Origin of the sequence: Streptomyces sp. NPDC059256 (genome assembly GCF_042753785.1) — a bacterium.
In the GTDB taxonomy this organism is placed as follows: Bacteria; Actinomycetota; Actinomycetes; order Streptomycetales; family Streptomycetaceae; genus Streptomyces.
Map to the genome: position 1 here is coordinate 663,074 of NZ_JBHYZO010000003.1, position 22,743 is coordinate 685,816.

Sequence of the window (22,743 nt, forward strand, 5' to 3'; positions counted from 1 at the left end):
GGCCGGCCTCGGGGCCCCGTCCGGGGGGGGGGGCCCGGCCCCCGCCCCTCCCCCCGCCCGCCCCCACCCCACGCCCCGGTCAACACCGTTGCTCAGTCGGCCGGCCCGGTCACCAGAGCGCGCTTGAGGATCTTCCCCATGTCGTTGCGCGGCAGCGCCGCCAGGAACCGCACCGTACGAGGACGCTTGTGCGGCGCCAACTGCACGGCGACATGGGTCATCAACTCCTCCTGGTCCGGAGGGGAGTGCGGCTCCGTCGGGACGATCCACGCCACCACCCGCTCACCGAGGTCGGCGTCCGACTCCCCGGTCACCGCCACCTCCCGGACCCCGGGATGGTCGAGCAGGGCGTTCTCGACCTCACCCGCGCCGATCTTGTATCCGCCGCTCTTGATCAGATCCGTGGCCCGGCGTCCCACGATCCGCACGGAGCCGTCCGGGTCGCGCACCGCCATGTCCCCGGTGCGGAACCACGTCCCGTCGAACGCATCCGCCGTCGCGTCCGGGCGGTTGAGGTACTCCGTGAACAGGTTCTCCCCCCGCACCTGGATCTCTCCGATGGTCTCCCCGTCCTGCTCCTCGACGGCCACGCCCTCGTCGTCGACCAGCCGCAGTTCAACCCCGAGCAGGGGCACGCCCACCGAGCCGGGGCTGGGCTCGCCGTCCGCCCGGACGCTCGTGTTGATCAGTGTCTCGGTCATGCCGTAGCGCTCGACCACCCTGCGCCCGGTCGCCGCCTCGATGCGCTCATGGTCGTGCAGGGGCAACGCCGCCGACCCCGACACCAGCAGCCGGGCACCCGTCAGCGCCTTCGCCACCGCGGCCGGCGATTCGGCGCCCGTACCGGCCGGCGAGGTGGCGACCCCGCTCAGCGCCTCGGCCAACCGGTGGTACATCGTGGGCACTCCGAAGAGCATGGTTCCGCCGTCGCCCAGTTCGCGGGCGACACCGTCCACGGTGAACCGTCCCAGGTGCCGCACCTCGCCCCCGCGGCGCAGCGGCCCGAGGATTCCCAGGATCAGCCCGTGCACATGGAACAGGGGCAGCCCGTGCACCAGCACGTCGTCCGCGCTCCAGTCCCAGGCGTCCGCGAGGGCGTCCAGATTGGCCGCGATCGCCCGACGTGGCAGTACCGCGCCCTTGGGCGGTCCCGTGGTGCCCGAGGTGTAGACGATCAGCGCGGGTGTGAGCGGATCGGGATCGTCCGGCAGCGGCCCCACGGTTCCGGTCACGGGCACGTCGATGCGCTGCAACCGCTCCAACGCGCCCGGCAGCACGGCCTCCGGCCCGGCCAGTACGGCGGCGGGCGCACTGTCGGCGACGATGTGCGCCAACTCCCGCTCGCCGGTCTTGGGATTCAACGGCACCACCGGTACGCCCGCGAGCAGCGCCGCCACGGTGCCGACCGCCGTCTCCAGGGTGGGGGTGGCCCACAGGGCGAGCCGTGCGGCCCCACCGATCCGTACGGCCAGCGAGCCCGCCGCGCCCGCCAGTTCTCCGTACGTCAGTCTGCGCTCGCCGAAGCGCAGTGCGGGCCGGTCCGATGCGACAGTCAGCGCGGGGAAGAGGTCACTCACTCGTCGTTCCTCCAAGATGGGCGGATGGATCGCACAGCGACCTCATTGTCCCGTCGGGCATCGGCGCGGGCGAGGAGCGGCGTGTTCGCACTCCTCCGTACGGTTCGCACCTCTTGGTGCGTCTCGACTTCTCGGTACGGTTCGCACGCCCGTGTCCATGGGGACGCCCCTCGACTTCGCAGGGCGGTGCCCGCTCACAGCGTCGGCAGGGGGAGCGCCACCTTCACCGCGTACGCCGCCACCAAGGCGAAGCCGATCCGAAACGTCCATATTCGAGCCGAGTCGGGGAGTCGGCTGCCGAGCGCCGCACTGACCAGTACCAGGGTCTGCTGCCACAGCAGCGATGCGAGGAAGACCGCACCCACGAACACCAGACCGGCCGTGCCGCCGCTCAGCTCGGCGCCCTGAGCGGTGGTGAGGGCCACGAAGTAGAGGGCGGTGGTCGGATTGATCAGGGTCAGGGCGGCGAACCGGAGGAAGATCCGGCCGAGGGCACCACGGTCGTCCTGGACCGGGACGCCCTCTGGTGTCGGGTCCGTGTGCCTCGCGGTGCCCGGTACCGCCCGGCCATCACCCGGTGATGTGCCCAGGGCCCTCGGCCGCCGCGAGGCGCGCAGACCCAAGCACGCGATCACCCCCAACACCATCGCCGACACCAGTCGCACCCATGCTTCGACCCCGGTGAGCGCGGTCGTGATCCAGGGACCCACCGCGGTCGCCACCCCCGCGTACAGCAGATCCACCGACGCCACCGCTGCCGCGGCGGCCATCGCCCCCCCGGCGGTCGCGCAGCCCCTCCTGCACCAGCAGGACGCCCACCGCGCCCATCGGCAGGGCCACCCCGAAGCCCGCCACCGCACCCGCCACCGCTGTTGTCATGACATCGCTCATGGCACGGCACTCTGGGACCCGGACCGACGCTCACGCGGCTGCGTTACGGTCAGAACTGCGACAATCGCACAATGGACCGAATCGACGGGGAAATCCTCGGTGTCTTGCAGGGGGATGCGCGGATCTCCTACCGCGACCTGGGAGTGCGGGTGGGGCTGAGCGCCAACGCGGCGGCGGACCGGGTTCGCAGGATGGTCCGCAGCGGAGTGATCCAGGGCTTCACCACCCTGGTTGACCCCACCGCGGACCACCGGGCGGGCCTGATGGTCTTCATCGACATCACCCTGCGGCTCGACACCTCCAACGAGGAGTTCGAGCGGGTCGCCCTGCGACTTCCCGGCATCACCGAGGTCGTCCATGTGACCGGCGCCCACGACTACCTCGTACGCGCCCGGGTGGCCGACCCCGCCGCACTCGACGCCCTGTTGCGCACCCTCAAGCGGGAGGCGGGCGTCGCCCAGTCCCAGACCCGCATCGCCTTGCGGGCGGCGTCAGCGTCCGACAGTCGCCCACGATGACACCTATGACACCTATGACACCTATGACACCGATGACGTTGATGACACCGATGCCACAGGCGTCACCGGTGACGGGCCCCTGACCGCCTAGCCGGGCGCCTGCCAACTCACCGTCGTACCCGAACCGTCGTCCTCGCGCTCGCCGTCGTCCCGGACCACCAACCGCACCCCCGTCCGGCCGTCCGGCAGCCGGGCCGTCGCATCCACCTCCACCTCCACCGCCGTGATGCCCGGCCGTCGACGGGCCGCGGCCAGCGCCCCGCGCAGCGCGGCCAGCAACTGCCGGTCGTCGGGTTCCCTTACGAGGGTGTCAACGGCGCCACGAAAGCGTACGGACGGCCGGAACCCCAGCGCCGAGGAGACCGCGGCCGTCTCCCTCAGCACCCGGCTGCGCAGACTCGCCGGTGTCTCGCTGGGCGGCTGCTGGAGGGCGAAGATGGCCGTCCGCACCTCCTGGATGGTCGAGTCCAACTCGTCCACCGCACGCGACAGGAGTTCGTCCGCGTCGTCGGCGGCGGCCCTGCGCCGGGTCGACTCCAACATCATCTCCGTGGCGAACAGCCGCTGCACCACCAGATCGTGCAGATCACGGGCGATGCGGTCGCGATCCTCGTACACCGCCAACTGCTCCCGGTTGTGCTGGGCGTCCGCGAGGACGAGTGCCAGCGCGGCCTGCGAGGCGAACTGGGCGGCGAGCAGCCGGTCGCCGGCCGTGTACGGGCGCCCGCCCCGCTCCCGGGGCAGGGCGAGCGTGCCGATCAACCGTCCACCGCTCTGGAGCGGCAGCATCATCGAGGGGCCGAACCTGGAGCGCACATGGGTGGTCATCCGCGGATCGGTGGCCGAGTCCGCTATGAACACCGGCTCTCCGCCCAACAACTGCACCAACACCGGCGAACCGGGCGCGATGGCCGCCCCCACGATGTCGTCGGCATCGCCGGAACCATCCGTGGCGGCGGCGACGATCTCCATCCCGCCGTCGTCGGTCGGCTGGAGCACCACCCCGGCCGACGCGTCGGCGAGGATGCGGGCCTGCTCGGCCACCGTCGTCAGCGCGTCGTCGGCGCTCTCGCCGGTCAACAGCGCGGTGGTGACCGCCGCCGCGCCCTCGATCCAACGGGCGCGCTGCCGCGCGCTCGCATAGAGCCGGGCGTTGCCGATGGCGATGCCCGCCTGGGAGGCGAGGACCTGGAGCACCGAAAGATCGTCTTCGGTGAAGGGGCCGTCGACCTTCTCGGAGAGGTAGAGATTGCCGAAGACCTCGGCGTGGACCCGGATGGGCACACCGAGGAAGGAACGCATCGCGGGATGGCCATCGGGGACCCCGGCCGCCCGGGGATCGGCCTCCACATCGTTGATCAACAGGGGCTGCGGGTCCCGGATGAGGACGCCCACCAGACCCGCGTCCCCGGTCGGCATCGGGCCGATGGCCTCCCGCTCGGCCGCACTGATGCCCGAGGTGAACAGCTCGGTGATCTGCTTGCACTCCGGGTCCACCACCCCGAGCGCCCCGAACCTGGCCCCGGCCAGTTGGGTGGCCGTGTCCACCAGGTGTTGCAGTGTCGTGGGCAGATCGAGATCGACCCCGACGCTCAGGACCGCCTCCAGGAACAGGGCGAGCCCGGCTTCCGTCGCCGTGCCCTGCCGTGCACCGGGGGACGGCAGGGCCCGCTCGTCACCCTTCGGACCGTTCACGCCGGATGTGCCTCCGCTGTCACTCGACCTCTGCCAGTGGGTTGAGCACCAGCGGCCGGATCTTGCCCTCCAGCATGGCGCCCAGACCCAGGATCGCGCAGATGTCCGGACGTTCCGCAATCTGTACCGGCATACCGGTCGCATCGCGCAGCATCTGGTCGAAACCCGGCAGCAGTGCACTGCCCCCGACCATCATGATCCCTCGGTCCGCGAGGTCGGCGACCAGGTCGGGCGGGCAGTCCCGCAGCACCTTCCCGATGCCGTCGAGCACGGAGGTGAGGGGGGTGTGGATGGCGTTGCGCACGGCGGCGGTGTTCACCTGCACCGAGCGGGCCAGCCCGGTGGCCACGTCCCGACCGTGGATCTCGGTGGACTCAGGCCCCTTGGAGGTCAGGCCGTTGCCGTGCAGCGCGATCTGGAGGGGGCGCACGGACTGGCTGGGCAGCATCAGCTCGTGCTGGGTGCGCAGGTGTTGGATGACCGCGTGGTCGATGGCGTTGCCGCCGACCGGCACCCGCTCGGCGGTGACGATCGAACCGAGCGAGAGCACCGCGATCTGCGTGGTCGCCGCACCACACACCATGATCATGGTCGCGGTCGGCTGCTCCACGGGCAGCCCACAGCCCACCGCCGCCGCGATGAGGGTGTCGACGAGTTCGACGCGCCGGGCCCCGAGGCCCACGAGCGTCTCCACGGCCGCGCGCTGGGCGAGGGGGTCACTCAGATGCGGGGTGCAGGCCGCCGCCCGCAGTCTCGGCTTGCGGCGCAGTTGGCGGCGCAACTTCTCCCCCAGCAGATGCCGGATCATCCGCTGGGCCATGTCGATGTCGACGACGGTGCCGCCGGAGACGGGACGGGCGACCCTGATGTAGTCCGGGGTGCGGCCCGTCATCTGCTCGGCCAGGGCCCCGACCGCGATCAGCGCACCGGTACGGGTGTTCACGGCGGCGACGCTCGGTTCGTCCACGACGAGCCCGGCACCCTTGACGAAGACCCTGGTCCGCGCGGCACCCAGGTCGACGGCGACATGGCAGCGGCGCAACTGCTCAAGACTGACGGTCACGGCGATTCCTCCCGAGTGCGGTACCTGGAGGCATCGTCCGGCGGCCGGAGTGCGGGCGCGCGCTGGGTGGGCCGCTCGGGGGTACGGGGAGCCCCGAGTGGCGCGGTCCAGGGGCCGTACGAGGACGCTGGCGTCCACCGGGCCGAGGCGCAGGTGTGCCCGGGCGGAGGTGTGCCCCGGCGCTACACCAGCCGCTGGAACAGCCCCCAGCAGAACTCGGCGGTACGGATCTCCCCGCCCGGGAGGGTCAGGGCGAGCCCCCAGCGGGTCGGCGCCGATCCCGGCAGCGGGGAGGCGGGGGCGAAGGCCCGTGCGGCCTCGTCCACCGTGCACGACCAGGGCCGTAGATCCGTGGCGGTGTGGAGATCGGGACCCGTCGCACCCGGGGCGCGCACCAGCCATTCGTTCCACACCGCGCCGCCGCGCGCCGCCGCCATCACCTCGAACCGGAGGTCGGGCCAGAGCGGGACCGGCCACAGCAGCGCCTCGCACTCCAGATCGCCGATGCGTCGTGCCTGACGCGATTCGGGTTCGCCGAGGACCGAGCGGTACCGGTTGAGCGTGCCCCGGCCCTTCGGTGAACGCACCATCGCCTGCCAGCGCCGGTTCGCCTCGCGCATGGCCGCCGTGGACACGCCGAGCTCGCGCCGGGCCTCCTCCACCAGCTCCGGGTGGAAGTCGGCCATCCGGCGCAGGAGGACCAGTTGGAAGTCGAGGGGCCCGAAGGGCGCTGTGGCCGTCATGGACACCATCCTGCCGGTGCCGGTGCCGGTGCCGGTGCCGGTGCCTAGTGCCAGTGCCAGTGCCAGTGCCGGGGATGGTGCCGGGGATGGTGCCGGTGACAGCGGCGACGCTCGTGCCCGGTCGGCTTTCGGCTCCCATGGCCCACTCGTACGCATGGGCGAAGAGTCCTCACCGCATCCTCACACCATCCGTCACTTCCGCGCCTTCACGCCTCATAGCCTTCGGGGCCCATGGACTACTGCCACCGTTGCCAACGGCATCTGAATGGAGCCCTCGCCTGTGCGGGCTGTGGAACGCCGGCATCCGAACTGATCCGACCGGCCTCGGCAGGGCCGGGGCCGGGTCGTGGCGACGACGCGATGGGCCGGAGTGCCGAGGTGATCGAGCCGATCGACGTGACTTCCAGGAGATCGCACTCCCGCCCGAGCCCACGACCCCCCGTCCGGCCAGGAGCACGTGCTCGGCGCGCCCGCAAGAGCCGTGGACGCACGGTACTGATCGGCGGTGTCTGCCTCGCACTCACGGCGGGCGCCTGGGGTCTGGTCGAGCTCACCCAGAACGACGAAGGGGCAGGGGCGGCCACCTCGGTCAAGGAGGCGACATCGCCGGAGCCGGAACCGGTGTCCGAGTCGACCGCCACCGTCGAGTCTCCAGCCGATCCCGTTGCGTCAGGCCATTCAGCCGGTTCGGATGAGGCGACCGGTCGACCGACCACCAGCGCCCCCACGACCGAACGCCCGCGCAAGCCCGCGGCGGATTCACGTGCCGACCGCACCCGCGCCCCCTCGCCGGCTGCCACCACCGACCCCTCGTCACGGCCCCCGAACCGAACCACCAGCCCCACCCCCAGCGCTCCCGGCCGTACCGCGAAGCCGCCGCAACCACGCCTTTCGTCGCTGCCGACACCTTCGCCCTCGCCGTCCGACGACTGCGAGCAGTTCCTCTGGTGGTGCGTCTAGGCGCGCCCACGCTCGGCTCGATGAGCCCGCGTCGCTGGCCTGGAGTCGGACGCGGCGCACCTCCCCCCGGTCGGCCGTCAGCGACCGGACGGACCGTATGTCTCGCCGAGCCGATGGATCTCCTCCAGCGGGTACGGAGTCCGTCTGCTCCGGCGCTGGAACTCGCGGTTGAAGTCGGACATCACGGCGGCGATGGGCGCGTGCCGGGCGATGATCGCTGCGGCCTCCGCGGGAATACCGGTGGGACGCTCGCCCTCCGCATAGGCGCGCACCCGCGCGCCGCGGCCGTCCCGGTCTTCGATCTGATATCCGTACAACGCGGTGACCAGCCAGTTCACCAGATGTGTGGCGATGTAGCAGCGGTCGTACGTCTGATGTCGGTCGAAGAAGTCGACCTCGTCCTGCGACAGTGCGAAGCGCGAGGAGATGGCGAGGCCGTAGTCAGCGAAGTACAGCCGCCGGCCGTCGGTGAGGATGTTCTCGAAGTGCGCGTCGAAGTGCTGGAGCCCGCGGCCGTTCATGAACGAGGCGCCGGCCGTCAGCTCCCGCTCCACCATGGCGCAGGCCCGGTCGGCGGCCCGGTCTCCGGCGGCGATCTGTGTGCTCAGCCACTGGTGCAGATTCTGCGGAACGTACTCCAGGAACAGCGCGACGCTCGCCGATGACTGCTGGAGGGCCTCGATCCGGTCGCGCACCTGCGGCCCACCGCCCCAGTAGGCGACGGCCCGGTCGACGTCGGCGAGCTCCTCCGGCAGGGGCGTCGAGTCCGGCAGCACCCGCCAGTGGTACATCAGCGGGAAGCCCTCGTGCTCCGCCGTGAGCACCCACTCCGTCGTCATGGTGTGCACGGCGAGTTCCCTCCAGGCCCCGAAGCCCGGCCCGCCGATGGCGCCGACGCCGTAGTGGCAGAAGTCCGGCAGCTCGAACAGGTTCGCCGTGGACCGGAGGTGTGGGGGCCGCACCTCCAGATCGGTGAGGGGTACGCGCTTCACGAAGACCGGAGTTCCGGCGATCTCCAGCAGGGTCGACTTCCCGCCGATGCCGGATCCGATCGGCGCGGCCGAGTCGACGAGTTCGAGGAGGGCACGATCACCGTGCCGGGCCAGGGCCGCGGAGACGGCGCCATGGGCGGCCAGCCGGGCACCGTGCGACCTGTCGGGGCACTCCACTGCCGTCTCCACCTCGCTGTGAACTCAATGCTTCAACCAGCCGAGCGCTTCCCATGGCGCGCTCCGGCCGAGCGCACACCTCGCCCGGACCGTCGCCGCAGCACTAGCCCGGACCGTCGCCCAACATGCGCTTCAGGAGGTCCCGCAGCACCCGACGCTCTTCGGGCGACAACTGTGCCAGGGGCTCGCGGGCGAACTCCAGCGAATCCCGCAACCGCTCCGCCGTGCTGGCGCCCTCCTCGGTGGGCGCGGCCAGCTTGACCCGGCGGTCCTGCGGGTCAGCCCGTCGCTCGACGAGGCCGCGGGCCTCCAGCCGGTCCACGATCCCGGTCACGTTCGACGGCTCGCAGGTGAGCTTCTCGGCTATCCGGCGCATGGGCAGCGCTTCGGCCGTCAGCAGTCCCAGCACCTTGGCCTGGGCCGCGGTGAGGGCCTGCTCGGCCGCAGCCTGTTCGTACTCCGCGTGGTAGCGGGCCACGACGGCGCCGATCAGGTCGACGACTTCGCGGGTCAAGGGGTCACTGCGCGGTGAGGCCATGGTGGACACCGTACCCAGATGTTTGTCATGGTGAAATATTCAGGTCGACAAGTATTCCATGTGCTGAACCAAATCCCGGAGGCTCCCCAGCATGTCCGCACTTCCCACGACCAGTCGTGAATGGCACCTCGTCGCCCGCCCCCACGGCTGGCCGACGACCGACGACGTCGCCCTGCGCGAGGTGGCCGTATCCGCACCGGGCGAAGGACGTGTCCTCGTGCGCAATCGCTACTTCAGCGTCGACCCCTACATGCGCGGCCGGATGAACGACGTGAAGTCCTACGTGCCGCCCTTCGAGCTGGACCGGCCCATGGAGGGCGGCGCGGTCGGTGAGGTCATCGCCTCCGCCGCGGAAGGGTTCGCGGTCGGCGACCACGTCCTGCACGGACTCGGCTGGCGTGAGTACGCCGAGGTGCCCGCCGCCCAGGCCACCAAGGTCAGCGCCGACCTCGCCCCGCTCTCCGCCTACCTCGGCGTCCTCGGCATGACCGGCCTGACCGCCTACGCCGGCCTGTTCAAGGTCGCCTCCTTCGTCGAGGGCGACACGGTATTCGTCTCCGGCGCCGCCGGCGCGGTCGGCAGCCAGGTCGGCCAACTGGCCCGTATCAAGGGCGCGTCCCGGGTGATCGGCTCGGCCGGCTCCGCCGAGAAGGTCCGGCTGCTCACCGAGGAGTACGGCTTCGACGCGGCCTTCAACTACAAGGACGGGCCGGTCGCCGAACAGCTGGCGAAGGCCGCCCCCGACGGCATCGACGTCTACTTCGACAATGTGGGCGGCGACCACCTCGAAGCCGCCATCTCCTCGTTCAACCTCCACGGGCGCGCCGCGATCTGCGGAATGATCTCCCTCTACAACAGCACCGAGCCGTCGCCCGCGCCGCGCAACCTCCCGCTGATCATCGGCAAGCGGCTGCGCCTCGAAGGCATGTTGGTGTGGGACCACGTCGACCTTCAGCCGCAGTTCGTCCAGGACGTGGCCGGATGGCTGACGTCCGGGGAGCTGAAGTACCGCGAGACCGTCGTCGACGGGATCGAGAACGGCTTCGACGCCTTCATCGGGCTCCTGCGCGGCGACAACACCGGCAAGATGGTCGTCGCGCTCGACCACTGACCCGCGCGGGCCGCATCCCGCCCGGGGCACCCACGGCCCCGCATCACGAGCACATGCCGAAGGCCGCACCCCCAACCCTCGGGGGTGCGGCCCTCACTCACTGGGTCAGCGGGTCAGCAGCGCCCGTCCGACCTGTGCGAACACACCCTTCGGGTGGTCGCGGAACATCGGCTCGGTACCGAACAGCACGACCGGCGCACCAGCCGCCGAGGTACCGCTGACGATCGACGCCTTGCCCGCCGCGTCGGTCGGTCCGCCCGTACCGCTGCTGGTGGTCCGCCAGTGGCCCGACACCAGCGGGTTGCCCGTGCCGTACGTCTGGTCGGCCCGGACGCCCGAGCCGAGGCCGGTGAACCACAGCGGCGAGTAGACGAAGGTGTGCTCCGGAGCGCCACCGGTGATCGCGCCGCCCGCGTTGGACACCTTCACCACGCCGTTGGCGTCGCCGTTGCCCGCCACCGCGGTCACCGGGATCAGCCCGGCGCCCGCGTTGAAGTTGGCACCGCCCGCGCCCCGGCCCACGACCGAGACACCGCTCGCCGTGAACGCCTCACGCGCGGCGGGGTTCAGGGTCGCGAAGCTCAGACCGGTCGAGACGATCAGTGCGTCCGTGCCCTTCCAGTCATAGCCGGCGTTGAGGATCGCCGTCGAGACCGGGACCACGTCGAAGCCCATCTCCCGCAGGGCGAACAGTTCGCCCGCGGTCACCGAAGCGGCCACCTTGGTCCGCTTCAGCGGTGCGACCCCACGGTCCCACGTCGCGTTGAAGGACACTCCGAGCCGCGACGCCTGGGTGTAAGCGGCCTTGCGCGCCGACGCCGGCACGATCGCCGCACCGTCGGCCGTACGCCGGACCGAGACGCCCTGGGCCAGCAGTGCGTTGACCGCGGCCAGCTCCTTCGGGTCGTCCAGACGCAGCTTCAGGTCGCCGATCGGGGCGACGTAACCGGTCGGACCCGCCGAGTTCACGGAACGGCTGATCACCCGGAGGTCACCGCTCGTGGCCTTGTGGACGGTCGCGCCCCACAGCAGTCCGAGGCTCCAGCCCGAGATGTCGTACATCGCCGACACATCGGGGCTGATGTCGCGGCCCTCGGCGAGGATCACATTGGCGATGCCGCGCTTGGGCTGACGCATGTCCACGACGTACGAACCCGCCGGGTGCACCTTGCCCGCCAGCTTGAACGGGAGCAACGCCCGCTCGACCCGGATGTCGTTGGCGATCAGATGGTCCACCAGACGACCCGCGGCCACCGAGCTGCGCTGGTCCCGCCCGGTCGGAATGACGTACGCCCGCGGGAAGGTGGTCGTGTAGACGTCCTCCGGACCGATCCCGGGCACGCCCGGCACGGTCTCCGAGGAGATCGGACGCTGCGCCTCACCGGCCGCACCGCGCCGGAATGTCTCGATCTGGTCGGCGATCACCGAAGTGCGGTTGGCCTGGGTGTAGTCCAGGGTTGACCGCATCACGGCACCGGCGATGTCGGTGTTGATGGCGGAGCGCCGACGCAACTCCTCCACCGGCAGCGACTCGTACGAGGCGTTGTTGACCCGCATAGGGAACTCGATGGTGTGCGAGGCGACCGCGCCCTGGAACGGCATGTACTGCGGGGTGAAGATGGGCGGCCAGTCGTCCCAGCCCTCCGCCTGGTCCCGGAACGGGATCTCGGCGGGCAGCACGCCGTCCTTCTCCGCGGTGTACCCGAGGCCGTTGACGGCCTTCTCCATGCCGAGGGCGTTGGCGTAGGAGTTCTTCAGGAACAGGTCGTACTCGTAGTTCTCACCGTGCGGCGGGGTCGTCGGCTCGATCAGTGTGCCGTTGACGTAGCCGTGCAGGTCGAGCATGACCGCGGGCTGCTTGTCGATGGCGATCTGCCGGATGGCGCGCGTCTCGGGCTGGGACGCCGTGATGAAGTCACGGTTGAGGTCGAAGCCGTTGGAGTTGGGGCGCGTGCCCGCTATGCGACCGTCGGGGTTGGCGGTCACATTGAGGTAGATGCGGTTCTTCGCCAGCAGACCAGCTGTCTTGGAGTCCTTGGCCTTGGCGAGTTCCTCGATCAGCTTGAGGGCCGCGTCCGTGCCCTCCCACTCGTTGCCGTGGATGTTGTTGTTGATGAAGATCGGAGTCTTGTACGAGGACTTGATCTTCCGGTCCCGGGCCGCGGACGCCGGGGAGTTCTCTATCTGCTCCCGCATCCGCTCCTGGTCGCGGACCTCGCGGGAGCTCTCCGGCTCGGTGACCGTCACGAGGTACAGGTCGTGACCGGCCGCCGACTTGCCCGCCAACTCCACGCTGACCCGGTTGCTGAGCCTTTGCAGGTCGTTCAGCTTCGGCGCGATCGAGTGGTAGGGGATCAACCCGAGCTTGATGGACTTGTCCGCCGGGTTGGTGGCGGGTGCCTTCAGGGCGGTGCGCCGGGGGTAGGCGTTTTCCTTGTGGAACGAGGGGTGCTTTTGCCCCAGCGCCTCCGGGGAAACCCGGGACTTGCCGAACGTCGCGAGGGGGGAGAGCGTGGAATCGCTTCCTCCGCGGTCCCGAAGCGGATGTCGGTCGTCGGACGGCTTCGGTGCCGTGGGAGCCGCGGTGGCGGAAACGGGCGCGAGCAGGACTGCGGTGGCCAGCGCTGCCGTGGCGACCAGGACGGGTCTGGAAATGCCCATGCGTGGATGCCTCCGGGGTAGAGGGTCGATCGACGCGACACGTGTCACATCGATCGTTAGGCGTCGGTCTATCGGTTGTAGGCCGCAACAATCAAGACTTGTAATCCACTTTGTTCTGGTATCTCAGTACGCGGGGCCTCCTCCGGCCGACCGTACGAGCAGCCCGGATAGGGTGCACCCATGCGCGATTTCGGGGTGGGTTTCAGCTACTTGATGAAGGGCCAGCGGTGGGTCGGTACCCACGGCCGCTGGTTCGGACTCGGTCTGCTGCCAGGCTTGTTGACATTTCTGCTGTACGTGGGCGCCCTCATCGGGCTCGCCTACGGAGCCGATGACCTCGTCGGCTGGGCTACCCCCTTCGCCGATGACTGGACGTCACCCTGGCAGGGTCTGTTCCGCGGATTCCTGACCGGACTTCTTTTCGTCCTCGGGCTCTTCCTGTCGGTGATCACCTTCACCGCGGTCACCCTGCTGATCGGCCAGCCCTTCTACGAATCGCTCTCCGAAGAGGTCGACCGGACCGAAGGCGGCGAGGTACCGGAGTCCGGTCTGCCGCTCTGGCGCGAACTCTGGATCTCCGCCCGTGACTCGCTGCGGATCCTGGCGCGGGTCGCCTGCTACGGCGTCATCCTCTTCGCCCTGGGCTTCATTCCGGTCGTTGGACAGACCGTCGTCCCCGTCATCGGGTTCTGTGTGACGGGCTACTTCCTCGCCGAGGAGCTCACGGCGGTCGCGCTCCAGCGCAGGGGTGTCGAGCTCAAGGAACGCCTTCAACTGCTGCGCGGCCACCGAATGATGACCATCGGGTTCGGCCTCCCCCTGGCGCTGGCGTTCATCGTGCCCTTCGTGGCCGTCTTCCTGATGCCCGGAGCGGTCGCCGGAGCGACGCTGATGGTGCGCAGGCTGGAAGGCGCTGAGGATGGTGCGGGCGGTGTGGACGGTGTGGACGGGGCCACTGACGGCGCACCGGACAGCCTCGCCGGCACCTGGCCGCAGCCTCCCGGCCATGGGTCCGATGTGACGTACTGAATGGCCACGTACTGGATGTCCCCGCACTGACTGTCCCCGTCCTGACCATCCCCGTACTGGATGTTCCGTCACATCGGACGGTGAGCCAGGACAGCGACCGGAACGCATCTCCGGAGCGAAGGTCCGCCGCGTCCGCTCGACCTCCGGGTCCTCGTACCCCGGCCTCTCCGAGCGGGTGGGGAAGGGTGATTCGAGCCCTTCCCCACGGAGGCGGCTAGCTGTGGGTGGCCCCTTCGATGGCTGCTTCGGCGACCGCCAGGGACCGCACGGACCGCCCCGCCGTCGCCAACAGGGTGCCGTCCGGCCCCCAGATCGAGCTGAGTCCCGGGCAGTCACCGATATCGCTCGGTCCCGTCTGGTTGGCGAGCACCACGAACAGCCCGTTCGTGCGGGCGCGCACCGGATAGACCGTCTCGAACGAGTCGTTGCCCTCCTCCAGCACCGAACTCGCCACGTACACCCGACAGCCGTCCGCCCCGGCCCGCTCCGCGATCTCCGGGAACCGGTTGTCGTAGCAGACCGCCATCGCGAAGCGGACCCCGTCGAGGGTGAACCGCCCGTCCGCAACGCCCGGTGCGAACAGTTCATGTTCCTCGCCGTGGAGATGACGCTTGTCATAGCGGGCCAGCAGGGCGCCGTCCGGCCCGATCACCAGCGAGGTGATGCCCGGCAGCTCACCGGCCGTACGGACCACGGCATTCACCACCACGGCGGTCGACGTCGCCCGGCACGCCTCCCGGATCGGGTCCAGCCGTGGATCGTCCTCGGTGAGCCAACTGCCGGGATCCCGGGCGATCAGCTCCAGCGCGTATCCCGTCACCGCCAGTTCGGGCAGGACGACGAGCCGGGCGCCCTCCCCGGCCGCCTGGACGATCAGCCCACGGATGGTCTCCAGATTGCCCGCAACATCACCGGGTACGGGGGTGAACTGCGCCGATGCCAATTTCATGAGGTCATCATCGCTTCCCTCCGCGGTGCGGGCGCCGCCGCCCTCGGTGCGAGGCACCGACACAGCGGGCCGGCGCCACTCCCGACGCGAGCGCCGGCCCCGCCCCGCTACGGACAGCCCGGTACCGGGCCTACGGCTGGGCCGCGACCTGGATGATCGCCCGCACCTGGGCGATGATGTCCAACCGGTTCTGCACGAAGACCGGGTCCGTGACCTCGGTGCTGTTGCCCGGGCCGAACTGGAGGACCGGGGTGTGCACATGGCCTCCCGCGTTCGTCAGCCCCAGCCGGTCGCGCAGCAGGGTCGCCCGGTAGGCGATCTCATTGGACAGGTAGTCACCGCCACCGCCGGCCCGGGCCGTGGAACCGGGCGTGGGGCCGTTCGGTGCGACGACCGCGGTGGTGGAGCCGGCGGGAATCTCCGTCACCGCCCGGTTGTCGTACACCGGGAAGCGGCCGGTGGGGCTCGCCACAATCCGGGCGTGGGGCAGGGTCGTCGACGTCCACTGCGGCTGCGACGACGGGTCGGCCACGGGCACCGTCTCGGTCCGCGAGACATTGAGGTTGTCCGGGAAACCGCCACGCCAGGCGCCGTTGGTCCGCTCGATGTCGAACCGACCCACCCGCCCCTGGCTCACCGTCGTGAAGAGGTCCGCCTTCGGCAACTGTGCGCGGAGCGTGCGCTCCACCGAGCCGTCAGCGAAGTCCTGCCAGCGCACCGGGAAGATCGCCGTCTCGATTCGGGCGGGGCCGGCCGCCGTCTGGATCAGCGTTCCGTCCAGGGCCAGCGCGCTCGCCCCCGAGGGGTTGCTGATCCGGATGTCGCGATCGAGTGTGAAGGGGTCGAAGCCGGTCATCACCACCCGCTTGACCCGCTTGCTCGACGGCAGGTCGATCGAGTCCTGACCCCGCGACGAACGCTCCAGTCGGTCCAGGAGCCGGGCGCGCTGGCCGTCCGTCAGCCGGAAGGAGGGCTGCCACTGGCGCAGCTCCAGCGTCAGCGACAGACGCGCCCAGTACAACGGCCGATCGTCGTCCCTGCTGAGGTCGCCCACCGCGGGACCCTTGCCCTGTGCCCGGTCAACCGCCCGCTCCCAGAGGTCGGAGCCGTGCTCCTGCACCGCCTTCCGCGCCTGCCCAAAGCTCCGGGCACGATCGAGCGCCTTGCGGAGATCGGTCGCCTCGCCGTCGAACCCACTGCGCCGCAGGATCTCCTGCGGCACCGCACGGGCGAGTCGCGCTTCCTCGACGGTGGCGTCCGCCGTGGGGGCGGGGGCGGGCGAAGCTGTGGCGGGCAGCGGTACGGAGAGGGTGAGCGCGGCGGCCAGAGCGGTGCCGACCACCGTCGCGCGGGCGCGTATCGGGGACACGGGTAATCCTTCCGTTGGGGGGTGGCGGAAGTATCACCTTGGGCTCGCGACCATGGCTAGAGAGATCATTTCGGCCAACAGGGGCGTGGACGGGCCGCATGGGGAGAAATCCCGCCAGCCTCAGTGGGAACACAGGCCACGTCCGCCCATGCCGCTTCTGCCGCCTCTGATCCTGCGAGGCGACAGAAGCAGCGGTGTCCCGCTGCGCTCGGGCCCGGGCGGCTCCCACCCCACCCCTGCACGTCGAGAGGGAGCGGTGCGGCAGTCCCGGCACGCTGGGACTGCCGCCGCACACTCGGGTACGGGACCACTCCGGGGGCGCCGGCCGACCCCCGTGCATACCGTGCACGGCTGTGGATCGTGCCGCCGACAACGCGGCTGACTAGACGGGCGGCTCGGCCGCCGTGACGTTCCGGTAGGCGATCTCCGCCAGTCGGCTCTGCCCCACCTTGCTCGGATGGAACCAGTCCCACCGGCTCAACAGGTCGCCGTCGAAGCGGTACTCGAACACCGCCCCGCCGTCGTACCGACAGCGCAGGTCCTTTCCGCAGACGTCCTTCAGCACCGCGTTGTACGCGACGACCCGCTCCTGCACCAACGCCCGGCGCTGGTGTGCCTTGGCGCTCACGTCCTCCGCATCGCCGAGCATGGTGGCGCAGATGCCCAGCTTCCAGATCTGCCGGCCCAACGCGTTCTCCTTGCCGGTGGACCAGAGCCGCTTGAGGTCCGGGACGCTGGAGACGTAGACGTGCGCCTTGGGCGCGGTGCGCCGCAACTCCCGCAACGCCTCACTGAAGGACGCCCGGAAGTCCTCCACCGGGGTCATCAGCGTCACCGAATCGGCGCACGCGTCGTTCGCACCCACCATGACCGTCACCAGTTCCGGCTGCTGTGCGGCAGCCTTGGTCATCTGGGCCGGGAGGTCCGCCGCCTCGGCGCCCGTTCGGGCGTAGTTCCACGCCCGCTGGGCGACGGTCGCGGGTGCGCCGATCAGCCGGGTGGCCAGGCTGCGCACCTTCGCGTCCGTGCCGGTTGCCCAGGACGCTTCGGGGCAGTCGGAGAGCACGACGCACGCGTCGAAGGCGCGGGTGATGGAGTCACCCACGGCGGCGATGGAGTCGGGGCTGCGATCCCAGACAGGAGTGGCGATGATGCGTTTCTTGGCGGGAGCGCCCTTGGTCTGCGCATCCGACGGGGAGTCACATCCGGTGAGCGCACCCGCCGTGAGGAGCGCGGCCGTGGTCAGGGCCGCGGTCGTCCGGATGCGTCGTGACTGATGGATCGGTCGTTTCCGTGGTGGCTGCATGGTGTTCTGCGGTGTGCGCTGTCCGCGCATCCCGTTCCCCTCCGTATCGACTGGCTGCCCCCGAGGTCCTGCCGAGTGAAAGCTTGGTGCGTACGGTCCTTGGAGCGAGATTACGGCACCTCGCAGTCACCTGCGCACGGTAGCTTTTCCCCGTCGATCCAGAGGCATCGTGCCCATCGGCTCCGGCGGTTCCGGTAAATTGCGTCACGTCACATACTGTCCCTTTTGCGGAGATTCACTCGTGATGCTGTTTACTGAGGCCGTTGGGAAGGCGATCCTCGTCCCACACTGGAGGTCCCGGTGACGACACGCGGCGTTTTGTATGTCCACTCCGCACCACGCGCGCTCTGCCCGCACGTCGAATGGGCGGTGGCCGGCGTGCTCGGTCTGAGGGTCCAGCTCGACTGGATCCGTCAGCCGGCTTCGCCGAGTACCTGGAGAGCGGAGTTCTCCTGGAAGGGTGAGGTGGGGACGGCGTCCAAGCTCGCCTCCGCCCTGCGGGGCTGGCACCTGCTGCGTTTCGAGGTGACGTCGGAACCCTGCGCCACGGCCGAGGGCGAGCGCTATAGCGCCACCCCTGACCTGGGAATCTTCCATGCGGTGACGGGAATGCACGGCGACATCCTGATTCCGGAGGACCGGCTGCGAGCCGCCATGGTCCGCTCGTCACAGGGCGAGACCGACCTGGCAGCGGAGATCGAGAAGCTGCTCGGCAAGCCGTGGGACGACGAGTTGGAGCCGTTCCGCTACGCCGGTGAAGGTGCGCCGGTCCGCTGGCTCCACCAGGTCGTCTGAGCCCCTACGCCACCTCGCCAGGAGTGTGCGCTCCCGTGTGCCTCCCGTTCGGACGCCAACGGTGAGCCCACTCGCGCCTTCGTGAACGAGCAACCGTTGTCCCAGGGCTGACCCGCCCTCATGCCTGAGCGGTCGGGGTCGTCGGGGTCGAGGGCGGGGGTGTTGGAGCGCGGCGCTCGGTCGACGCCACCGATTCGGTCCCTGTGCGAGCCGGTCGCCACTCAACTGTGTCTCGGTGCGCCGGCGCGGTCCGGCCCGGCGTGCACCCCCACATCGCCCGAGTGGCCCAATCGCGTCGATGTGTTTGAACCCACCAACCCGGTGCACCGATGTGTCTCGCTCCGCCTCCGCACGTCCTTGCCGAGGGGTTCCGGTACGTGCTCGAACCCGGCCCCGCCGTGAGATCGGATCCCGCTGCACCCCCGCCGTGACAGCAGGGCCGCAAGGCCGCCTCGGGTGGTACCGGCCCGTGCACACGGCCCACGGGCCCACGCACAAGGCACCACGCACAAGGCCCGCACCCCCGACGGACGGGAGCACGGGCCGGGAGTACGGGCCGAAGCCGAGAAGACCAGTCTGCCGGGCCGCGGGCCACGCGGCCCGGCAGAAGGCGATGTGGGTGCGGTCAGACCGTCCGGAACGCCAGCACCACGTTGTGGCCGCCGAAGCCGAACGAGTTGTTGATGGCGGCGATGGTGCCCTCCGGCAGCGCCCGCGGCTCACCGCGCACGATGTCGGCCTCGACCTGCTCGTCCAACTCGTCCACGTTGATCGTGGGCGGGGCGATCCGGTGGTACAGCGCCAGCACCGTCGCCACCGTCTCGATACCGCCCGCACCGCCCAGGAGGTGGCCGGTCATCGATTTCGTCGCCGAGACGGCCACGTGGTCGAGGTCGTCACCGAGGACCTGGCGCAGGGCCTTGACCTCCGCCACGTCACCCAACGGGGTCGAGGTGGCGTGCGCGTTCAGGTGGACGATCTCCTCCGGCTTGAGGTCGGAGGACTCCAGCAGATTGCGCATGGCCGCCGCGATGCCGCGACCCTCCGGCTCGGGCTGGGCGATGTGGTGGCTGTCCGCGGACAGCCCCTGCCCCAGCACCTCGCAGTAGACCCGGGCCCCGCGCCTGGCGGCGTGCTCGGCGGACTCCAGCACGATCACACCGGCGCCTTCGCCCAGGACGAAGCCGTCGCGGCCCTTGTCGTACGGGCGGGAAGCCTTCTCCGGCTCCTCGTTGTTCTTGGACATCGCCATCATGTTGGCGAACGCGGCCACCGGAAGGGGGTGGATCGCCGCCTCGGTACCGCCCGTGATGACCACGTCGGCCCGGCCGTTGCGGATCATCTCAAAGGCGTAGCCGATCGCCTCCGCGCCGGATGCGCACGCGGAGACCAGGGAGTGCACGCCCGCCTGGGCGTTCACCTCCAGGCCGACATTGGCCGACGGGCCGTTCGGCATGAGCATGGGCACGGTGTGCGGGGAGACCCGCCGCGGGCCCTTCTCCTTGAGCACGTCGTACTGGTCCAGCAGCGTGGTCACACCGCCGATGCCCGACGCGACCACGGCACCGAGCCGGGTCGGCTCGACCTGCTCGTCCTCGCCGGCCGGTGCGGTGAAGCCGGCGTCAGCCCATGCCTCCCGGGCCGCGATCAGCGCGAACTGCGCCGAGCGGTCCAGCTTGCGGGCCAGCGGACGCGGCAGTACGTCCAGCGGGTCGACCGCCGCAAGCGCGGCGATCTTGACCGGGAGTTCGGCAAAACGCTCGTCGTCGAGGAGCTTCGCTCCGGAGCGGCCGGCGAGCAGACCCTCCCAGGTCGATGCGCTGTCGCCACCCAACGGTGTGGTTGCGCCGATACCGGTGACGACCACGGTGCGATTGGTCGAGTTCATCGGAATTCATTCTCCACGTGTAAGGGGTGCTGAATGTGATGCGACGCCACCATCAGGTGGCGACAAGCGCGCCTTGGGGCTCAGGACCGATGGCCCGAGCCCGGGGCCGAACCGGTTACTTGGCGACCTGGTGCTTCGCGATGTAGTCCGCGGCGTCACCGACGGTCTTCAGGTTCTTGACGTCGTCGTCCGGGATCTTGACGTCGAAGCGCTCTTCGGCGGCGACGACGACCTCGACCATGGACAGCGAGTCGACATCCAGGTCATCGGTGAAGGACTTGTCCAGCTGGACGTCCTCGACCGGGATGCCGGCGATCTCGTTGACGATCTCCGCGAGACCGGAAACGATCTCTTCCTGCGTGGCGGCCATGTGGCGCTCCTTCGGTTTCTTTATCTAGCGGTGTGGCGTCCGGATGGTCCGGTTGCCTAGGGGAGGGTAACGACCGTGGCTGCGTAGACGAGACCCGCCCCGAAGCCGATGACGAGAGCTGTGTCGCCGCTCTTGGCCTGCCCGGTCGCCAGAAGCCGCTCCATCGCGAGCGGGATCGAGGCGGCCGAGGTGTTGCCGGTGGTCTCCACGTCACGGGCGACCGTGACGTGATCCGGCAGTTTCAAGGTCTTCACCATCGAGTCGATGATCCGCATGTTGGCCTGGTGCGGAATGAAGACGTCCAGGTCGCTCGCGCTGATTCCGGCCGCGTCCAGCGCCTGCTGGGCGACCTTCGCCATCTCGAACACGGCCCAGCGGAAGACCGCCTGGCCCTCCTGCATGATCGCGGGGAAGCGCTCCACCGTGCCGTCGCGGTAGTCGGTCCACGGAACGGTCTGGGTGATGGTGCTGGACTTGTCGCCCTCGGAGCCCCAGACGGTCGGACCGATCATGGGTTCCTTCGCGGGCCCCACGATCACCGCGCCGGCGCCGTCACCGAAGAGGAAGGCCGTCGCGCGGTCCTCCAGATCGGTCAGGTCGCTCAGCCGCTCCACGCCGATGACCAGCACATGGCTGGCCGAGCCGTCGGTCACCATGCCCTTGGCGAGCGTGAGGCCGTAGCCGAAGCCGGCGCATCCGGCCGAGATGTCGAACGCGGCCGGCTTGCCCGTGCCCAGCTTGTCCGCGATCTCGGTGGCCACTGCAGGGGTCTGCTTGAAGTGCGAAACGGTCGCCACGACCACGCCGTCGATGTCCTTGGGAGTGAGCCCCGCATCGGCGATCGCCTTCCCCGCCGCTTCCACGGACATCGCCGTCACGGTCTCCTCCGGGGAGGCCCAGTGGCGCGTGGCGATGCCGGAGCGGGAGCGGATCCACTCGTCGGACGAGTCGATCGTCTCCAGGATGACCTCGTTGGGCACCACCCGGGTGGGCCGGTAGCCGCCGACGCCCATGATCCGCGCGTACGGGGAGCCCTTGCTGGGCTTGATCTTCGCCATCTCTACGGCTCTCCTTGTCAGACTCGGCAGGGCGCGGTCAGGCGCCCGAACGGTCGGCGGTGGCGTCGGTCCCCGCGTGCTCGGCGAACAGCGCCCGAGCCGCGTCGAGGTCGTCGGGGGTCTTCAGGGCGAGGGTGGCCACGCCCGGCAGGGCCCGCTTGGCGATGCCGGTCAGGGTGCCTCCGGGGCAGACCTCCACGATCGCGGTCACGCCCAGTGCCTTGAAGGTCTCCATGCACCGGTCCCAGCGCACCGGGTTGGCCACCTGCCCGACCAGTCGGGCGATGACCTCGCTCCCCGTGGCGACGACCGCGCCGTCCTTGTTGGAGACATAGGGCAGGGCGGGATCGCCCACGGTCAGCTTCCTGGCCGCGTCCTCAAGGGCCACGACCGCGGGGGCCATGTGCTCTGTGTGGAAGGCCCCGGCGACCTTCAGGGCGACGACCCGCCGGACGTTCTCCGGCTTGTCCTCGGCCAGGGCGGCCAGCTGCTCCGCGGTGCCCGCGGCGACGATCTGGCCGGCGCCGTTCACATTGGCCGCCGTCAACCCGAGTCCTTCGAGATGGGCCACGACCTGCTCCGGTTCGCCGCCGAGCAGGGCGGCCATCCCGGTCTCGGTCACCGCGGCGGCCTCGGCCATCGCCTGGCCGCGCGTCCTGACGAAGCGCAGCGCGTCGAGCTCGTCGATGACCCGTGCGTACACGGAGGCGGTGATCTCGCCCACGCTGTGACCAGCGACGGCGTCAGGCTTGGCGTCCGTGCCCAGCGCGGCAGTGGACAGCAGTCCCGCGGCGACCAGCAGGGGCTGGGCCACGGCGGTGTCCCGGATCTCGTCCGCGTCGGCCTTGGTGCCGTAGTGGACGAGATCCAGTTCGATGGCCTCCGACCATTCCCCGACACGGCTGGAGAGCCCAGGGAGGTCGAGCCATGGGGTCAGGAAACCGGGCGACTGAGCGCCTTGGCCGGGAGCGACGAGTACGAGCACTCTCACACTCTCTCTTGTGTACGCCCCTGGACGCCCGTGGGGACAGGGACGAAGAACCGTCAGGGGAA

The 22,743-nt window shown here is 70.1% G+C and carries 20 protein-coding genes; 5 read left to right on the forward strand and 15 right to left on the reverse strand.

What is annotated here, in order from left to right; genetic code table 11:
- Positions 1 to 92: 92 nt before the first annotated feature.
- The gene (locus tag ACFXJL_RS10810) at positions 93 to 1,577 is read right to left on the reverse strand and encodes an acyl-CoA synthetase (protein ID WP_384691114.1); all 1,485 of its coding nucleotides are present in this window, start codon (positions 1,575 to 1,577) and stop codon (positions 93 to 95) included.
- Between the two features lie 194 nt (positions 1,578 to 1,771).
- Positions 1,772 to 2,347 (reverse strand): LysE family transporter, encoded by a 576-nt coding sequence (locus tag ACFXJL_RS10815; protein ID WP_384691117.1) that lies wholly within the window; start codon positions 2,345 to 2,347, stop codon positions 1,772 to 1,774.
- Between the two features lie 192 nt (positions 2,348 to 2,539).
- Here ACFXJL_RS10815 and ACFXJL_RS10820 point away from each other — a divergent pair, with 192 nt between their 5' ends.
- Complete coding sequence (locus ACFXJL_RS10820; protein ID WP_358881183.1) at positions 2,540 to 2,986, forward strand: Lrp/AsnC family transcriptional regulator; 447 nt, start codon at positions 2,540 to 2,542, stop codon at positions 2,984 to 2,986.
- An 87-nt stretch (positions 2,987 to 3,073) separates the two neighbouring features.
- On the opposite strand, the gene ACFXJL_RS10825 is transcribed toward ACFXJL_RS10820, so the two are convergent.
- The 3 genes from ACFXJL_RS10825 to ACFXJL_RS10835 form a co-directional block, all read right to left on the reverse strand.
- Positions 3,074 to 4,651, reverse strand: a complete 1,578-nt coding sequence (locus ACFXJL_RS10825) for a GAF domain-containing protein (RefSeq protein WP_384691374.1) — start codon at positions 4,649 to 4,651, stop codon at positions 3,074 to 3,076.
- Positions 4,652 to 4,700: 49 nt separating this feature from the next.
- Complete coding sequence (locus tag ACFXJL_RS10830) at positions 4,701 to 5,744, reverse strand: rod shape-determining protein (RefSeq protein ID WP_329018292.1); 1,044 nt, start codon at positions 5,742 to 5,744, stop codon at positions 4,701 to 4,703.
- Between the two features lie 182 nt (positions 5,745 to 5,926).
- Positions 5,927 to 6,496, reverse strand: a complete 570-nt coding sequence (locus tag ACFXJL_RS10835; protein WP_384691377.1) for a hypothetical protein — start codon at positions 6,494 to 6,496, stop codon at positions 5,927 to 5,929.
- Positions 6,497 to 6,883: 387 nt separating this feature from the next.
- On the opposite strand from ACFXJL_RS10835, the gene ACFXJL_RS10840 reads away from it, so the two are divergent.
- Positions 6,884 to 7,447 carry a hypothetical protein gene (locus tag ACFXJL_RS10840; protein WP_384691121.1) on the forward strand — a complete coding sequence of 188 codons (564 nt, stop codon included), beginning with the start codon at positions 6,884 to 6,886 and terminating at the stop codon, positions 7,445 to 7,447.
- Positions 7,448 to 7,524: 77 nt separating this feature from the next.
- Here ACFXJL_RS10840 and ACFXJL_RS10845 read toward each other — a convergent pair whose 3' ends face one another.
- Entirely contained in the window at positions 7,525 to 8,628 is a 1,104-nt protein-coding gene (locus tag ACFXJL_RS10845) for a serine/threonine-protein kinase (protein ID WP_358881181.1), read from the reverse strand.
- Positions 8,629 to 8,719: 91 nt separating this feature from the next.
- Positions 8,720 to 9,154 (reverse strand): MarR family transcriptional regulator, encoded by a 435-nt coding sequence (locus ACFXJL_RS10850; RefSeq protein WP_358881180.1) that lies wholly within the window; start codon positions 9,152 to 9,154, stop codon positions 8,720 to 8,722.
- Positions 9,155 to 9,245: 91 nt separating this feature from the next.
- On the opposite strand from ACFXJL_RS10850, the gene ACFXJL_RS10855 reads away from it, so the two are divergent.
- A complete protein-coding gene (locus ACFXJL_RS10855) occupies positions 9,246 to 10,265 on the forward strand; it encodes an NADP-dependent oxidoreductase (protein WP_384691125.1) in 1,020 nt (339 codons plus the stop codon).
- Positions 10,266 to 10,370: 105 nt separating this feature from the next.
- Here the strand turns inward: ACFXJL_RS10855 and ACFXJL_RS10860 are convergent, their stop codons facing one another.
- Positions 10,371 to 12,926, reverse strand: a complete 2,556-nt coding sequence (locus ACFXJL_RS10860; RefSeq protein ID WP_384691128.1) for a M14 family zinc carboxypeptidase — start codon at positions 12,924 to 12,926, stop codon at positions 10,371 to 10,373.
- A 180-nt stretch (positions 12,927 to 13,106) separates the two neighbouring features.
- Here ACFXJL_RS10860 and ACFXJL_RS10865 point away from each other — a divergent pair, with 180 nt between their 5' ends.
- Entirely contained in the window at positions 13,107 to 13,955 is an 849-nt protein-coding gene (locus ACFXJL_RS10865) for an EI24 domain-containing protein (protein WP_358881177.1), read from the forward strand.
- A gap of 214 nt (positions 13,956 to 14,169) precedes the next feature.
- Here the strand turns inward: ACFXJL_RS10865 and ACFXJL_RS10870 are convergent, their stop codons facing one another.
- The 3 genes from ACFXJL_RS10870 to ACFXJL_RS10880 form a co-directional block, all read right to left on the reverse strand.
- The gene (locus tag ACFXJL_RS10870) at positions 14,170 to 14,904 is read right to left on the reverse strand and encodes a carbon-nitrogen hydrolase family protein (protein WP_384691132.1); all 735 of its coding nucleotides are present in this window, start codon (positions 14,902 to 14,904) and stop codon (positions 14,170 to 14,172) included.
- A 130-nt stretch (positions 14,905 to 15,034) separates the two neighbouring features.
- Entirely contained in the window at positions 15,035 to 16,273 is a 1,239-nt protein-coding gene (locus ACFXJL_RS10875) for a pyroglutamyl peptidase (protein ID WP_358881175.1), read from the reverse strand.
- A gap of 382 nt (positions 16,274 to 16,655) precedes the next feature.
- Positions 16,656 to 17,579 carry an SGNH/GDSL hydrolase family protein gene (locus ACFXJL_RS10880; protein ID WP_358881196.1) on the reverse strand — a complete coding sequence of 308 codons (924 nt, stop codon included), beginning with the start codon at positions 17,577 to 17,579 and terminating at the stop codon, positions 16,656 to 16,658.
- Between the two features lie 300 nt (positions 17,580 to 17,879).
- Here ACFXJL_RS10880 and ACFXJL_RS10885 point away from each other — a divergent pair, with 300 nt between their 5' ends.
- On the forward strand, positions 17,880 to 18,374 hold the full coding sequence (locus ACFXJL_RS10885; RefSeq protein ID WP_384691136.1) for a DUF3145 domain-containing protein: 495 nt from the start codon (positions 17,880 to 17,882) through the stop codon (positions 18,372 to 18,374).
- Between the two features lie 625 nt (positions 18,375 to 18,999).
- Here ACFXJL_RS10885 and fabF read toward each other — a convergent pair.
- The 4 genes from fabF to ACFXJL_RS10905 all read right to left on the reverse strand — a co-directional run bounded on the left by fabF (position 19,000) and on the right by ACFXJL_RS10905 (position 22,675).
- Positions 19,000 to 20,262, reverse strand: coding sequence for a beta-ketoacyl-ACP synthase II (gene fabF / locus ACFXJL_RS10890; RefSeq protein ID WP_358881174.1), 1,263 nt, complete (start codon positions 20,260 to 20,262; stop codon positions 19,000 to 19,002).
- Between the two features lie 115 nt (positions 20,263 to 20,377).
- Positions 20,378 to 20,632, reverse strand: coding sequence for an acyl carrier protein (locus ACFXJL_RS10895; protein ID WP_250918979.1), 255 nt, complete (start codon positions 20,630 to 20,632; stop codon positions 20,378 to 20,380).
- A gap of 56 nt (positions 20,633 to 20,688) precedes the next feature.
- Entirely contained in the window at positions 20,689 to 21,690 is a 1,002-nt protein-coding gene (locus ACFXJL_RS10900) for a ketoacyl-ACP synthase III (RefSeq protein ID WP_358881173.1), read from the reverse strand.
- A 37-nt stretch (positions 21,691 to 21,727) separates the two neighbouring features.
- Entirely contained in the window at positions 21,728 to 22,675 is a 948-nt protein-coding gene (locus ACFXJL_RS10905) for an ACP S-malonyltransferase (protein WP_358881172.1), read from the reverse strand.
- Positions 22,676 to 22,743: the final 68 nt, after the last annotated feature.